This is a genomic window from Kitasatospora sp. NPDC048194, assembly GCF_043202455.1.
Classification (GTDB): domain Bacteria; phylum Actinomycetota; class Actinomycetes; order Streptomycetales; family Streptomycetaceae; genus Kitasatospora.
The window spans coordinates 151,502-166,722 of the sequence record NZ_JBIDAK010000016.1; the positions used below are offsets into that span (position 1 = coordinate 151,502).

Consider the following 15,221-nt stretch of genomic DNA (forward strand, 5'->3'; position numbering starts at 1 on the left):
TGAACAATACGTACGACCGGTCGTATGGTTTCTGTGTGACTGGAACGACGTTACCCCTGACCGAGGATTCAGACCCCTACTGCCTGCCACCCGACCGCGCCGCCGCGCTGCTCGCCGACGCCCCCTGGCGCCGGTTCGCCGTCATCGGCGACAGCCTCTCGGCCGGGACGGGCGACCCGCGCCCCGGCTACGCCTCCGGCGGCTGGGCCGACCGCGTCGTCCGCGCCCTGCGCCGGGTCCACCCCGACCTCGCCTACGCGAACACCGCCGAGGTCGGTGCGACGACCGCCCGGACGCTGACGGACCAGGCCCCACGGCTCGCCGGGTTCCGGCCGGACCTGGTCCACGTGCCGTGCGGCGCCAACGACCTGTTCCGCGCCGAACCCGACTACGCGCGGATCGAACGCGACCTGCGGCGCGTCTTCGAGGTCGCCGCGTCCACCGGTGCCCGGCTGACCGTCTTCACGCTGGGCCGGGCGTTCCGCCTCCCGGCCGTGCCGGACTGGGACCACAGGATCCGGACGCTCAACGCCGTCACCCGGGAGCTGTCCCGCGTCTTCGGGGCCGTTCTGGTCGACATGTGGGACCACCCGGTCAACGACCGCCCCGACCTGCTGAGCGCGGACGGCATCCACTTCGCCGCCGCGGGCCAGGCCGTCCTGGCCGCCGAGGTCGTCAAGGCGCTGGCAGCTGCGGCCGGTGCGGCCGGTGCCCGGGGGAGCCGGTCATGAGCCGTACGGAAACGCCTGCGGACCTGCCCGCCGCCGAGCGTGCGGCGCCCGCCGCCGTGCCCTGGTCCGCCGTGTCCGTCGTCCTGGTCGGCGCCTTCATGGCCATCCTGGACGCGTTCATCGTCATCGTCGCCGGGCCCTCGATCCAGGCCGGACTCAACGCCTCCGCCGGGGAGCTGGAGTGGATCCTGGCCGGGTACCAACTCACGTACGCCGTGCTCCTGATCACCGGGGGCCGGCTGGGGGACCTGTTCGGGCGCCGGCGCATGTTCATCACCGGGATGGCCGTGTTCACCCTGGCGTCCGTGGCCTGCGCGGCGGCACCGGGCGCGCTCGTCCTCATCGTCGCCCGCCTGGTGCAGGGCCTCGGGGCGGCGGTGATGCTGCCCCAGACCTTCGCCGCCGTCACCGTCCTGGTCCCCGCCGCGAGCCGCCACCGCGTCTTCGGCGTGCTCGGCGTCGTGATGGGCGTCGCCACGATCAGCGGACAGCTCGTGGGCGGGCTGCTGATCGGCGCCGACCTCTTCGGCTCCTCCTGGCGGCCGGTGTTCTGGATCAACGTCCCGATTGGAGTGGCGACGATCTGGCTGGCCGCCCGGCGGCTGCCCGAGTCCCGGGCGGTCGGCGCCCGCCGGCTCGACGTCCCGGGTGTCCTCGTCCTCAGCCTCGCCCTGTTCCTGCTCGCCTTCCCGCTCATCCAGGGCCGGCAGGAGGGCTGGCCGGCCTGGACCTGGCTGTGTCTGGCCGGCAGCGGGCTCGCCCTGGCCGCCTTCGTGGCGATCGAACGGCGGACCGGTGCGCGGGGAGGCGACCCCCTGGTGCGGATGTCGCTGTTCCGGACCCGCTCCTTCGGGGTCGGCATCCCCCTGGTCCTCGTCGTCTACACCGTCGTGACCTCCTACTACCTGGTGCTGTCGATCTCCCTCCAGGACGGCCTCGGACTGTCCGCGCTCGGCGCGGGGCTCGTCTACACCCCGGCGGCGGTCATGTTCTTCAGCTTCAGCATGATCGCCAGCAGGCTGGTGCCCCGGCACGGCCGGCGCGTCCTGGAGGCCGGCGCGGTGGTCCTGGTCGTCGGGTACGCCGCCACGGCGATCGTGCTGTTCGGCGGTGCCCCGTTCGAGCCCGCCGTGGTCATTCCCACCCTGATGCTGCAGAGCGTCGGCGGCGGACTGCTCATCACCCCGGCGATGAACGTCGTCCTGGCGCGGATCGCACCCGAGGACGCGGGCACCGCCTCCGGCGTGCTGTCGACGGCCCAGCAGATCGGCGGCGCGCTCGGCGTCGCGGCGATCGGCGCGGTGTTCTTCGCCGCCCTCGGCAGCCCCGCCGCCGACCGGGCCCACGCAGCCGGCCACGCCCTCGCCACGGCGTCCGTCGCAACCATGGTCGCGGCGATCGCCGCGACGGTGCTGGTGTTCCTCCTGCCCGCAGGACACGGTGACTGACGCATCCCGCCCGGAATCCGCAAAACCCGTACCACGCGCACCACACGTTACGAGAGGCTGTTCCGCATGACTGAGATCAAGCCCTTCCGGATCGACATCCCACAGGCCGACCTCGACGACCTCCACGACCGCCTGGCCCGCACCCGCTGGACCGACGAACTGCCCGTCGACCCGGACGCGGCGCCGACCGGCCCGGTGCAACCCGGCTGGGAGCGCGGCGTGCCCCTGTCGTACGTCAAGGACCTTGTCGAACGCTGGCGCACCACCTACGACTGGCGCGAGCAGGAGGCGCGGCTCAACAAGTACCCGCAGTTCACCACCGAGATCGACGGCCAGAACGTCCACTTCGTGCACGTCCGCTCCCCGCACGAGGACGCCACCCCGCTGATCCTCACCCACGGCTGGCCGAACACCTTCGTGGAGTACGTCGGCCTGATCGACGAGCTCACCGACCCCGCCGACCCGGCAGAGGCGTTCCACGTCGTCATCCCCGACATCCCCGGGTTCGGGTTCTCCGGGCCCACCCGCGAGGCGGGGTGGAACCGGCACCGCATCGCCGCCGCCTGGGCGGAGCTGATGCGCCGGCTCGGCTACGAGCGGTACGGCGTGCACGGCAACGACGCGGGGGCCCACATCGCCCCGGAGCAGGGCCGGCAGAACCCGGACAATGTCATCGGCGTCCACGTCAACCAGCTCTTCTCCTTCCCCGACGGCACCCCGGGCGAGTTCGACGGCCTGACGGAGCAGGAGCTGGGGCTGCTGCAGTTCCTGCAGTCCTTCAACGCCGAGATGTCGGCCTTCGCCGAACTCCAGGCCACCAAGCCGCAGAACCTGGCGCACGCGCTCGCCGACTCGCCCGCAGGCCAACTCGCCTGGATCGGCCAGCTGCTGGGCACGGCGGTGGACCCGGACACGGTGCTGACCATCGCCACCGTCTACTGGCTCACCAACACCGGCGCCTCCTCGGCCCGGCTCTACCACGAGGACCGCCACACCGAGCACCCCACCGAGCCGACGACCGCGCCGACGGCCCTGGCGAGCTTCGCCTACGACTTCCGGCCGGTCCGCAAGTTCGCCGAGCGCGACCACGCCAACATCGTGTCGTGGAACGAGTTCGACCGCGGCAGCCACTGGGCCGCCCACGACGCACCGGACCTGCTGGTCGGCGACCTGCGGCAGTTCTTCCGCGGCCTGCGCGAGCGCTGAGGCGCCCGGAGCCACCAGGCGCTCGACGCCCGGTCGCCGCCGGCCCGCCGGAGCACCGAAGATCGGCCCCCGGCGGCGGCCCGGACGCCCGAGCGGCCTCCGGGCCGCCGCCGTCGTCGGGCCGGGCCGCGGCGCGCAGCCCCCCGACGCGCCCGCCCGGCGGACTGCGGCCCCGGCCGGAACCCGGTCACATCCGACCCCGGGAACCGCTGGACCTGCGGCCGATGGGAGGATGGCCGCCATGGACACGCGCCGCAGGAACAACGTGACAGTCAGCGGACCGGTCGACGGGCCTGCGGTCGTACTGGCGCACGGGTTCGGCTGCGACCAGAACATGTGGCGCCTGGTCGTGCCCGCCCTGGCGGAGCGGTACCGGGTGGTGCTCTTCGACTACGTCGGCTGCGGCGGATCGGACGCGGCCGCGTGGAGCGAGGAGCGCTACTCCTTGCTCGACGGCTACGTGCGAGACGTGGCGGACGTCTGCGAGGCACTGGACCTGCGGGACGCGGTGTTCGTCGGGCACTCGGTGAGCGCGATGGTGGGGGTGCTGGCGGCCGAGTCGGTGCCCGAGCGGATCGGCGCGCTGGTGATGGTGACCCCCTCGCCCTGCTACATCGACGACGACGGGTACCGGGGCGGCTTCAGCGCCGAGGACATCGAGGAGCTCCTGGCCGCCCTGGAGTCGAACTACCTGGGCTGGTCCTCGGCCATGGCCCCCGTGATCATGGGAAATCCGGACCGGCCGGAGCTGGGAAGGGAACTGACGAACAGTTTCTGCGCCATGGATCCGGAGATCGCCCGGGTCTTCGCCCGGACCACGTTCCTGTCCGACAGCCGGGAGGACCTGAAGCGCGTCACCGTCCCGACGCTGGTCCTGGACTGCACGCAGGACGCCATCGCACCCCGGGAGGTCGGCGAGTACGTGCGCGCCTCGATCCCTTCCTCCCGCCTGGTCACCCTGGACGCCACCGGTCACTGCCCGCAGCTGAGCGCACCCGAGGCCACGGCCGAAGCCGTCCTCGCGTTCCTCACCGGACTTCGGTGATGTCCCGGATCGGTGAGGAACCGGGCGCGTCGGACGACCGCGCGGCCACCGACGCCGCGTTCACCGCACTGCTGGAGGACAGCGCCGAGGACCTGTACGAGCGGGCCCCCTGCGGGTACCTGTCGACGCTGATGGACGGCACCATCGCCAGGATCAACACCACCCTCCTGGACTGGCTGGGGCTGGACCGCTCCGCGGTGGTGGGCCGGATGCGCTTCACCGACCTGCTCACCGTCGGCGGCAAGCTGTACCACGAGACGCACTTCGCCCCGCTGCTGCGGATGCAGGGAGAAGTGCACGGGATCGCCCTGGAGATGAAGACCGGCGGCGCGGGCCGGCTGCCGGTGCTGGTGTCCTCCGTCATCAGGCACGGGAGCGGCGGGGAGGCGCTGCTGATCCGCACCACCGTCACCGACGCCTCCGACCGGCGGGCCTACGAGATCGAACTGCTGCGCCGGCGCGAGGAGGCCGAACGGGCCCGCACCGAGGCCGAACAGGCCCGCGTCGAGGCCGAACGGGCCCGCGTCGAGGCCGAACGGGCCCGCGCGCAGGCCGAGGCCGCGCTCCGGCAGGCGGAGACCGACCGGCAGCGGCTGGCCGAGGCCCTCACCGCCCTCCAGCGGTCACTCGTCCCCTCGTCGCTGCCGACCGTGCCGGGACTGGAGGCGGCCGTCTACTACCACACCGCCTCGCCCGACCGGCTCGGCGGGGACTTCTACGACCTCTTCCCGGTCGGCGGCGGCCGGTGGGCCTTCTTCCTCGGCGACGTCTGCGGCAAGGGGCCCGAGGCGGCCTCCCTCACCTCGCTGACCCGCTACACGCTGCGCGCCGCCGCCCTGCACGATCCCGAGCCCGCGGCCGCCCTGGCCACCCTGAACGCCGTCCTGCACGAGCACTACGCCGCCGCCGGAGACCCGCGCTACTGCACCGCCGTCTTCGGTCTCCTGGAACCCGCCGGTGACGACGGCCGGGTCGAGGTGCGGGTCGCCTCCGGCGGCCACCCGCCGAGCCTGGTGCTGCGCGCGGACGGGAGCACCGGGTTCCTGCCGACCCCCGGCGGGCTGCTGGTCGGTATCCTGCCCGAAGCGCCCTTCACCACCGCCCGGACCGTCCTCGACCCCGGAGACACCCTCCTGCTGTACACCGACGGACTCACCGAGGCCCGAACCGGCCCCACCCGCGAGAGCCTCTTCGGAGACGACGCACTGCTCGCCTTCGCCGCCGACCGGGCGCCCGCCGGGGCCCACGCGGTGATCGACGCCCTGACCGCGCTGCTGAAAGGCTTCGGCGACGGTCTGGACGACGACACCGCCCTGCTGGCCCTCGGCGTCCCCGCCACCCGCCCGTCCACCGACCCGTCGACGAATCCCTGACCATGAGCCTGACCATCAGCCACCGCGACACGTCCATCGGCCCCGTCCTGCACGTGGCCGGCGACCTCGACTACGAGCACGCCCCCGACCTGCGCCGACACCTGGACACGCTCGCCCTGCACGAGCACCAGTGCCTGGTCGTCGATCTGTCCGGCCTGGAGTTCTGTGATTCCAGCGGCATCACGGCGCTCCTCGCGGCCCGGCGGCACGCCCACGCCTCGGGCGCGGACATCGTCCTGGCCGCCGTGCCGGCCAACACGCTGCGCGTGCTCGCCCTCGTCGGTCTCGACCAGGTCTTCACCATCCGCGCCGACGGCGCGGACCCGGGGTGACCCCGCCGCTGCCCTCCCGCGGCGCGAGGCAGGGTAGCGCCCCACCCCCCGGATGTCACCGCACGGACCGCGCGTGCCGCCCGGAGGGGCAGGCGGTTCGCGCCCGGTGAACGGGCTGAGGTAGCCTCTCGGCGGTGCGTTCGCCTGCCGGCGGCGCCGCCGAACGGCAGCAACAGGTCTACCGGGCTGAGCAGGCACGCAGTGGCCGTGGGGCCCCGGCGTTCTACGGAGGCGACGTTCGATGGCTGGCTCGACGAAGTCCACTACCGTCGGCGGTCCGCAGGGCCCCGGCCCCGCCCAGGTCGGCGAACCGGAACTGCGCCAACTCCTGGCCGGTCTGACGGCGGTTCGCGACGGCGACTTCGGCACCCGGCTGCCCGGCGACGCCGACGGCCTGCTGGGCGAGATCGCCACCGTCTTCAACGGCATGGTCGACCAGCTCGCCCTGTTCACCTCCGAGGTGACCCGGGTGGCCCGGGAGGTGGGCACGGAGGGCCAGTTGGGCGGTCAGGCCGACGTGCCGGGCGTCTCGGGGACCTGGAAGGACCTGACCGACTCGGTCAACGCCATGGCGGGCAACCTGACCAGCCAGGTCCGCGACATCGCCCAGGTGGCCACCGCCGTGGCCAAGGGCGACCTGTCGCAGAAGATCGACGTCGCCGCGCGCGGCGAGATCCTGGAGCTGAAGAACACCGTCAACACGATGGTCGACCAGCTGAGCGCCTTCGCCGACGAAGTCACCCGGGTGGCGCGCGAGGTCGGCAGCGAGGGGCGGCTGGGCGGTCAGGCCCAGGTGCCCGGGGTCGCCGGGACCTGGCGGGACCTGACGGACTCCGTCAACTTCATGGCCGGCAACCTGACCGACCAGGTCCGCAACATCGCCCAGGTCACCACGGCGGTCGCCAAGGGCGACCTCTCCCAGAAGATCACCGTCGACGCCCGCGGCGAGATCCTGGAGCTGAAGAACACCGTCAACACGATGGTCGACCAGCTGAGCGCCTTCGCCGACGAGGTCACCCGGATGGCGCGCGAGGTCGGCACCGAGGGCATCCTGGGCGGGCAGGCCGACGTCAAGGGCGTCTCGGGGACGTGGCGGGACCTGACGGACTCCGTCAACTTCATGGCCGGCAACCTGACCGCGCAGGTCCGCTCGATCGCCCAGGTGGCCACCGCGGTCGCCAAGGGCGACCTCTCCCAGAAGATCACCGTCACGGCCCGCGGCGAGATCCTGGAACTCAAGGACACCATCAACACGATGGTCGACCAGCTCTCCGCCTTCGCCGGCGAGGTGACCAGGGTGGCCCGCGAGGTCGGCACCGAGGGCCGGCTGGGCGGCCAGGCGGACGTGCGGGACGTCTCGGGGACGTGGCGGGACCTGACCGAGTCCGTGAACGTCATGGCCGACAACCTGACCGCTCAGGTCCGCTCGATCGCCCAGGTGACCACGGCGGTCGCCAAGGGCGACCTGTCGCAGAAGATCCGGGTGGACGCGCGCGGCGAGATCCTGGAGCTGAAGGAGACCATCAACACGATGGTCGACCAGCTGGGCGCGTTCGCGGACGAGGTGACCAGGGTGGCCCGCGAGGTCGGCACCGAGGGAAACCTCGGCGGCCAGGCCACCGTCCGGGGCGTCTCCGGCACCTGGAAGGACCTCACCGACAACGTCAACGTGATGGCCTCCAACCTCACCGGCCAGGTGCGGTCCATCGCCCAGGTCGCCACGGCGGTCGCCAAGGGCGACCTGTCGCAGAAGATCAACGTCGAGGCGAAGGGCGAGGTCGCGGCGCTCGCCGGTGTGATCAACACCATGGTCGACACGCTCTCGGCCTTCGCCGACGAGGTCACCCGGGTCGCCCGCGAGGTCGGCACCGAAGGCACCCTGGGCGGCCAGGCCCGGGTGCCGAACGTCGCCGGGACGTGGAAGGACCTCACCGACAACGTCAACTTCATGGCGCACAACCTGACCAGCCAGGTGCGCAACATCGCCCAGGTCACCACCGCGGTGGCCAAGGGCGACCTGACCCGCAAGATCGACGTGGACGCGCGCGGGGAGATCCTCGAGCTCAAGACGACCATCAACACCATGGTCGACCAGCTGAGCTCCTTCGCCGCCGAGGTCACCCGCGTCGCCCGGGAGGTCGGCAGCGAGGGGCGCCTGGGCGGCCAGGCCGAGGTCGAGGGCGTCTCCGGCACCTGGAAGCGGCTCACCGAGAACGTGAACGAGCTGGCCGGCAACCTCACCCGGCAGGTCCGGGCGATCGCCGAGGTCGCCAGCGCGGTGGCGGCCGGCGACCTGACCCGCTCGATCACCGTGGACGCCTCCGGCGAGGTCGCCGACCTCAAGGACAACATCAACTTCATGGTGGAGTCGCTGCGCGAGACCACCCGGGCCAACGAGGAGCAGGACTGGCTGAAGTCCAACCTCGCCCGGATCTCCGGTCTGATGCAGGGCCGACGAAACCTCGCCCTCGTCGCCGAGCTGATCATGGACGAGCTCACGCCGCTCGTCTCCGCGCAGTACGGGGCCTTCTACCTCGCCGAGGAGACGGACGAGGGGACCTACCTCAACCTGATCAGCTCCTACGCCCACCCCGACGAAGCGGTGGGCAGCCGGTTCAAGCTCGGCCAGTCCTTCGTCGGCCAGGCGGCGCGCAGCAAGCGCACCATCGCCGTCTCCGACCTGCCCGCCGGCTACGTGACGGTCTCCTCCGGCCTGGGACGCACCGAGCCGGTCGACCTCGTCGTGCTGCCCATCGTGGTCGAGGAGCAGGTGCTCGGCGTCATCGAGCTCGCCACCGTCCACTCCTTCACCCAGGTCCACCGCGACTTCCTCGAACAGCTGCGGGAGGCGATCGGCGTCAACGTCAACACCATCGTCGCCAACGCCCGCACCGACGAGCTGCTCGGCGAGTCCCAGCGCCTGACCGCCGAACTCCGCGCCCGCTCCGAGGAGTTGCAGGCGCGCCAGGAGGAGCTGCAGTCCTCGAACGCCGAACTCGAGGAGAAGGCCGAGCTGCTGGCGGCGCAGAACCGCGACATCGAGACCAAGAACCTGGAGATCGAGCAGGCCCGTCAGGAACTGGAGGCCCGGGCCCACCAGTTGTCGCTCGCCTCGAAGTACAAGTCGGAGTTCCTGGCCAACATGAGCCACGAGCTGCGCACTCCGCTCAACAGCCTGCTGATCCTCGCCCAGCTGCTCGCCCAGAACCCGACCCGGAACCTGACGGCCAAGCAGGTCGAGTACGCCGGCATCATCCACTCCGCCGGCTCCGACCTGCTCCAGCTCATCAACGACATCCTCGACCTCTCCAAGGTCGAGGCCGGCAAGATGGACATCAACCCGGACCGCATCCCGCTGCGCAAGCTGCTGGACTACGTCGAAGCCACGTTCCGGCCGATGACCAGCCAGAAGAACCTGGCGTTCACCGTCCGGACCGCCTCGGCGGTCCCGGCCGAACTGCTCACCGACGAGTACCGGCTGCGGCAGGTGCTGCGGAACCTGCTGTCCAACGCCGTCAAGTTCACCGAGCAGGGCAGCGTCGAGCTGCGCATCGACGTGATCGAGGAGTCGCGGGCCCCCGAGGCCGCCAGGCGCGGCGGTCCGGTCGTCGCCTTCCGCGTGGTGGACACCGGCATCGGCATCGCTCCCCAGCACCTGGAGACCGTCTTCGGCGCCTTCCAGCAGGCCGACGGGACGACCAGCCGCAAGTACGGCGGCACGGGACTGGGCCTGTCGATCAGCCGGGAGATCGCCTTCCTGCTCGGCGGCGTCATCACCGCCGAGAGCACGCCGGGCCAGGGCAGCACCTTCACGCTCTACCTGCCCGCCGTCCAGCCCGACTTCGCCGAACTGAGTGCCCAGGGCGCCCGGGCGACGTTGGAGGCCGCCTCGCCCGGGGAGGCCACCGACGACACCGGGCAGCCCGAACCGCACCGCACCCCCACGGCCGCGGTGGACGCGGTCCAGCCGAAGCGGCTGCTGGTGATCGAGGAGCGTCCGCGCGGCCTGCTCTCCCTGGTCGCGGAGAGTGCCGTCGCCGACCTGGCCGGTCAGCCGAACCTCGGCCGACCGCGGGTGCCGGTGGAGATCATCACCACCGTCGGTGCCTCCGAGGCGGCCGCCGCGCTCGCCGTCACGCCCTGCCACTGCGTCGTCCTGGAACTGGACCTGCCCGAGGACGCCGCGCTCGGATTCCTCGACGACATGGTCCGGGACCCGGCGCTGCACGGGGTGCCGGTCCTGGCCCACCACAACCGCCGACTGGGCACGGAGCAGGAGAGCGCGCTCCAGGCGCACGCCGCGAGCCAGCCGCTGGAGCTGATCTCCAGCCTGGACGAACTGCGCGAGCGCATCGCCCTGCACCTGAGCGCGGAACAACCCGGCGACGTGCTGCCGCTGGTGCGCTCCGAGGAACCGGCGGCGGCCACCGGCCAGGACGTCGACGGCTCACTCGCGGGCCGCACCGTGCTGGTCGTCGACGACGACGACCGCAACCTGTACGCGCTCACGGGGATCCTCGAACTCCACGGCGTCCGGGTGCTCCAGGCCGAGAACGGCCGCGCCGCCCTCGACGCCCTCGCCGAGCACGGCGAGGTCGACGTGATCCTGATGGACGTCATGATGCCCGAGATGGACGGGTACGCGGCCACCTCCGCCATCCGCGCCATGCCCGAGCACGCGGCCCTGCCGATCATCGCCGTCACGGCCAAGGCCATGATCGGGGACCGCGAGAAGAGCCTGGCCGCCGGTGCCTCCGACTACGTCACCAAGCCGGTGGACGCGAGCGACCTGATCGCCCGGATCAAGCGGCAGCTGGCTCCGTAGAGCCGGTGGGCCCGTAGACCCGTGGGCCCGTAGACCCGTCCGAGCCGACCCGCCTCCCCGCGCCGCGCACCGCCGACGGGGGGGCGGGTCGGTGCGCAGCGCCCTGCTCTCCGGCCGTTCCCACCGCCGGGTGCGGCGCAGTGGCGCGGATCGCGTCGCCGGGGTGCTTGAGCACGGCGTTCGGGGTTAGACGGGCTCCGTGTTGAGATTCCTGTGGATCGCCTGGCTGGGGTGTGGAGCGGTCGCCGCAACGGTGGTGGCCGCCGTCGTGTCGCCGTGGTGGTGGTGCGCGGCCGTCCCGTTGCTGGCGCTGGCGGCGCTGGGGGTGGCGGATCTGCTGCAGACCCGGCACTCGGTGTTGCGCAACTATCCGGTCCTGGGCCACCTGCGGTTCGCCCTGGAAGGCATCCGGCCCGAGCTGCAGCAGTACTTCATCGAACGCAACGTGGACGGGCGCCCGTTCGACCGCGACACCCGCAGCATCGTCTACGAGCGGGCCAAGGGGACCGACGCGGAGGAGCCGTTCGGCACGGAGCTGGACCTCTACGGGAGCGGGCGCGAGTTCCTCGTGCCGTCGATGGCCCCGGTCGCGGTGCCCGAGCACCCGCCGCGGGTGCTGGTCGGAGGTCCGGACTGCACCCGGCCGTACGGGATGTCGCTGCTCAACGTGTCCGCGATGAGCTTCGGCTCGCTGTCGGCCAACGCCGTGCTGGCCCTGAACACCGGTGCCGCGCTGGGCGGTTTCGCCCATGACACCGGGGAGGGCGGCCTGTCCGAGTACCACCTGCGGCCCGGCGGGGACCTGGTGTGGGAGATCGGCACCGGCTACTTCGGCTGCCGCACCGAGGACGGGGACTTCGACCCGGGCCTGTTCGCCGAGAAGGCGGCGCACCCGCACGTCAAGTGCGTGTCGCTGAAGCTGAGCCAGGGCGCCAAGCCCGGTATCGGCGGCGTGCTGCCCGGTTCCAAGGTCGATGCGGAGATCGCCCGGGTGCGCGGCGTCCCGCAGGGCCGGACCGTCGTCTCCCCGCCCTACCACCGGGTCTTCTCCACCCCGCGCGAGCTGGTCCGCTTCATCGGCCGGATGCGCGGGCTGGCGGGGGGCAAGCCGACCGGGTTCAAGCTCTGCGTCGGCTCGCGCCGCCAGTTCCTCGCGGTCTGCAAGGCCATGCTGGAGGAGGGGGTGACACCGGACTTCATCGTCGTCGACGGCGCGGAGGGCGGGACCGGCGCCGCCCCGCTGGAGTTCGCCGACCACGTCGGCCTGCCGCTCACCGAGGGCCTGATGACGGTCCACAACGCGCTGGTCGGCAGCGGTCTGCGCGAGCGGATCCGGATCGGCGCCAGCGGCAAGGTGGCCACCGGCAGCGACCTGGTCAAGCGGCTGATCCAGGGAGCCGACTACACCAACGCCGCCCGGGCCATGATGTTCGCGGTCGGCTGCATCCAGGCCCAGCGCTGCCACACCAACACCTGCCCGGTCGGCGTGGCCACCCAGGACCCGCGCCGGGCGCGCGCCCTGCACGTGGGGGACAAGTCCCAGCGGGTGCGGCGCTACCAGGAGGCCACCGTCAAGAGCGCCCTGCAGATCATGGCCGCCATGGGGGTCCGCGAACCGTCGCAACTGCGTCCCCACATGCTCCAGCGCCGCCTCGACCCGCAGACCATCCGCTCCTACGCGGACATCCACTCCTGGCTGGCACCGGGGCAGTTGCTCCAGGACGCCCCCGAAGCGTGGGCGCGCGACTGGGACGCGGCCGACCCCGACCGGTTCACCGTCTGAAACCACGAACACTACGAAGGGAACCACCGTGGCACGTACCGTCGCCCGCGTGATCGTCGACGCCCTGAAGGAGCTGGGCGTGCGCCATGTCTTCGGCGTGGTCGGCGACGCGCTGAATCCGCTGACCGACGCGATCCGCACCACCGAGGGCCTCGACTGGGTGGGCTGCCGCCACGAGGAGGCGGCCGCCTTCGCCGCGGGCGCCCAGTCCCAGCTGTCCGGCACCCTCGGGGTGTGCATGGGCACCGTCGGCCCCGGCTCGGTCCACCTGCTCAACGGCCTGTACGACGCGGCCAAGAGCCGGACCCCGGTGCTGGCAATCGCCGGTCAGGTCCCCTCGGCCGAGATGGGCAGCGACTACTTCCAGGAGGTCGACAACGACCTGCTGTTCCGGGACGTCGCCGTCTTCCGGGCGACCGTCACCTCGCCGGACCAACTGCCCAGGATGCTGGAGGCCGCCGTCCGCTCGGCGATCAGCGAACGCGGCGTGGCGGTCCTGACGGTCCCCGGTGACCTCGGCGACCGGGAACTCACGGACGACCGCCCCGCCCGCTTCCCGCGGACCCGCCCCGTCACCCGCGCCGACGACGCCGGCATCCGGGAGGCCGCCGACCTCATCAACGCCGCCGACCGGGTGACCCTGCTGGTCGGCCGGGGCGCCCGGGACGCCCGAGAGGAGGTGCTCGCACTCGCCGAGCGCCTGTCCGCGCCGATGGTCCTCACCCTCAAGGCCAAGGAGGGGTTCGAGGAGGACAACCCCTACCAGGTCGGGCAGACCGGCCTGATCGGCAACCCCGCCGCCGTCCAGGCCCTGGACGACTGCGACACCCTCGTCATGCTCGGCACGGACTTCCCGTACCGCGACTGGTACCCCACCGACTGCAAGGTCGTCCAGATCGACCTCCTCGAACGCCACCTCGGCCGCCGGATGCCCGTCGACGTCGGACTCGCGGGTGACACCGCGGCCACCCTGCGCGCGCTCCTGCCGCACCTCGAACCCGCCACGGAGCGGTCACACCTGGAAGCCGCCCGCAAGAGCTTCGAGGAGTGGACCTCCGGTCAGCAGCGCCTCGCCGACCCCCACCACGACCACCGGTTGCTCGGCCGGCTGCGCAGCGCCCTGGACAACCGCGACCACGACGTGCGCCCGGAGGCGCTCGCCGCCGCGGTGGACGCCTGCGCGAGCGACGACGCGATCTTCACCTCCGACACCGGCATGGCCACGGTCTGGCTGTCCCGCTTCGTGACCATGCGCGGCCGCCGGCGGCTGCTGGGGTCGTACAACCTGGGCTCGATGGCCAACGCGATGCCCCAGGCGCTCGGTGCCCAACTGTGGGCCCCCGACCGGCAGGTGGTGGCGTTCTGCGGCGACGGCGGCCTGAGCATGCTGCTCGGCGACCTGATGACGATCAGGACGTACCGGCTGCCGGTGAAGCTCGTGGTGTTCGACAACCGGCGCCTCGGCATGGTCAAGCTGGAACAGGAGCAGGCGGGACTCCCGGAGTTCGGTACGGAGTTGGACAACCCGGACTTCGCCGCGGTCGCCACCGCGCTCGGACTGACCGGCATCCGGGTCACCGACCCGTCCGAGCTCGAGGACGGTGTCCGCCGGGCCTTCGCGACGCCGGGGCCGGTGCTGCTCGACGTGCTGACCAATCCCCGGGAACTGGCGGTGCCGGGCAAGCCGACCGTCCAGCAGGGGTGGGGCTTCGCGATCGCCAAGGTCAAGGAAACCCTTCGGAGCCACGGTGACTGACACGCCGTCCGCGCCGGCCCGCGCCCGGGCGTCGCGTGGACGGCCACGGCGCCGGCCCCCGCCCCGAGGTGGGTGATCCGCGGGTGCGGACTTCGAGACGCCGAGACCCGGGGCACTGGTGGCCCCGGACCAACTCTGACACCATCTCGGCCAAGGGTGAAGGAACAGTGTGCCAATCGTTCACTTCACCCACGCCAAGTGTCGTAGAGCGTCGAGAAGATCCGAGGCAGGCATTGAAGACCGTACGGGACCGCATACCTCATCTGCTGACTGTCGTGCTCATGCTCCTGGGGGTGATGACCGCCGCAACCGCGCAGGCGCAGGCGGCCCCCCAGCAGCTCACCGCGAGCGCGACCATCTGCTCCAATTCCCCCATCCCGCCCGGCTGGGTCATCACCAGCTCGTACCGCAGCAGCACCTGCGCCGGCACCGGCGTCGCGTACACCATCGCCGATGTGAGCACGCAGAGCTACGCGACGGTGTGTTCGATGTCGCCCATTCCGACCGGTTGGGTGATCACGAGTTCGTACAGCAGCAGTACGTGTGCGGGTACGGGTGTGGCGTACACGATCAGCAACACCGCCAACCAGAGCTACGCGACGGTGTGTTCGATGTCGCCGATCCCGGCCGGTTGGGTGATCACGAGTTCGTACAGCAGCAGTACGTGTGCGGGTACCGGTGTCGCGTACACCATCAGCAACACCGCCAACCAGAACTACGCG

The 15,221-nt window shown here is 71.8% G+C and carries 9 protein-coding genes and 1 pseudogene; all 10 read left to right on the top strand.

What is annotated here, in order from left to right:
• Positions 1-35 precede the first annotated feature (35 nt).
• Positions 36-731: an SGNH/GDSL hydrolase family protein gene (locus tag ACGF07_RS20870; RefSeq protein WP_392900947.1), complete on the top strand. Its 696-nt coding sequence runs from the start codon at positions 36-38 to the stop codon at positions 729-731.
• The gene (locus tag ACGF07_RS20875; RefSeq protein WP_392900950.1) at positions 728-2,179 is read left to right on the top strand and encodes an MFS transporter; all 1,452 of its coding nucleotides are present in this window, start codon (positions 728-730) and stop codon (positions 2,177-2,179) included. The genes ACGF07_RS20870 and ACGF07_RS20875 overlap by 4 nt, the downstream gene beginning before the upstream one ends.
• 66 nt (positions 2,180-2,245) lie before the next feature.
• Positions 2,246-3,385 (top strand): epoxide hydrolase family protein, encoded by a 1,140-nt coding sequence (locus ACGF07_RS20880; RefSeq protein WP_392900953.1) that lies wholly within the window; start codon positions 2,246-2,248, stop codon positions 3,383-3,385.
• A 241-nt stretch (positions 3,386-3,626) separates the two neighbouring features.
• The gene (locus ACGF07_RS20885; protein WP_392900956.1) at positions 3,627-4,430 is read left to right on the top strand and encodes an alpha/beta fold hydrolase; all 804 of its coding nucleotides are present in this window, start codon (positions 3,627-3,629) and stop codon (positions 4,428-4,430) included.
• A complete protein-coding gene (locus tag ACGF07_RS20890) occupies positions 4,430-5,803 on the top strand; it encodes a PP2C family protein-serine/threonine phosphatase (RefSeq protein WP_392900959.1) in 1,374 nt (457 codons plus the stop codon). The genes ACGF07_RS20885 and ACGF07_RS20890 overlap by 1 nt, the downstream gene beginning before the upstream one ends.
• Positions 5,804-5,805: 2 nt before the next feature.
• Positions 5,806-6,135 carry an STAS domain-containing protein gene (locus ACGF07_RS20895; RefSeq protein ID WP_392900962.1) on the top strand — a complete coding sequence of 110 codons (330 nt, stop codon included), beginning with the start codon at positions 5,806-5,808 and terminating at the stop codon, positions 6,133-6,135.
• 241 nt (positions 6,136-6,376) lie between these two features.
• Entirely contained in the window at positions 6,377-10,960 is a 4,584-nt protein-coding gene (locus ACGF07_RS20900; RefSeq protein ID WP_392900965.1) for a HAMP domain-containing protein, read from the top strand.
• Between the two features lie 211 nt (positions 10,961-11,171).
• Positions 11,172-12,743, top strand: a complete 1,572-nt coding sequence (locus ACGF07_RS20905) for an FMN-binding glutamate synthase family protein (RefSeq protein WP_392900977.1) — start codon at positions 11,172-11,174, stop codon at positions 12,741-12,743.
• 28 nt (positions 12,744-12,771) lie between these two features.
• Positions 12,772-14,499 carry a thiamine pyrophosphate-dependent enzyme gene (locus tag ACGF07_RS20910; protein ID WP_350746658.1) on the top strand — a complete coding sequence of 576 codons (1,728 nt, stop codon included), beginning with the start codon at positions 12,772-12,774 and terminating at the stop codon, positions 14,497-14,499.
• A 275-nt stretch (positions 14,500-14,774) separates the two neighbouring features.
• Positions 14,775-15,221: pseudogene (locus ACGF07_RS20915) on the top strand (hypothetical protein); the annotation flags it as partial.

Bases quoted from the DNA above. Each gene is read 5' to 3' on its own strand.
- ACGF07_RS20895 (WP_392900962.1), top strand. From the start codon at position 5,806: ATGAGCCTGACCATCAGCCACCGCGACACGTCCATCGGCCCCGTCCTG.
- ACGF07_RS20880 (WP_392900953.1), top strand. From the start codon at position 2,246: ATGACTGAGATCAAGCCCTTCCGGATCGACATCCCACAGGCCGACCTC.
- ACGF07_RS20885 (WP_392900956.1), top strand. From the start codon at position 3,627: ATGGACACGCGCCGCAGGAACAACGTGACAGTCAGCGGACCGGTCGAC.
- ACGF07_RS20875 (WP_392900950.1), top strand. From the start codon at position 728: ATGAGCCGTACGGAAACGCCTGCGGACCTGCCCGCCGCCGAGCGTGCG.
- ACGF07_RS20890 (WP_392900959.1), top strand. From the start codon at position 4,430: ATGTCCCGGATCGGTGAGGAACCGGGCGCGTCGGACGACCGCGCGGCC.
- ACGF07_RS20900 (WP_392900965.1), top strand. From the start codon at position 6,377: ATGGCTGGCTCGACGAAGTCCACTACCGTCGGCGGTCCGCAGGGCCCC.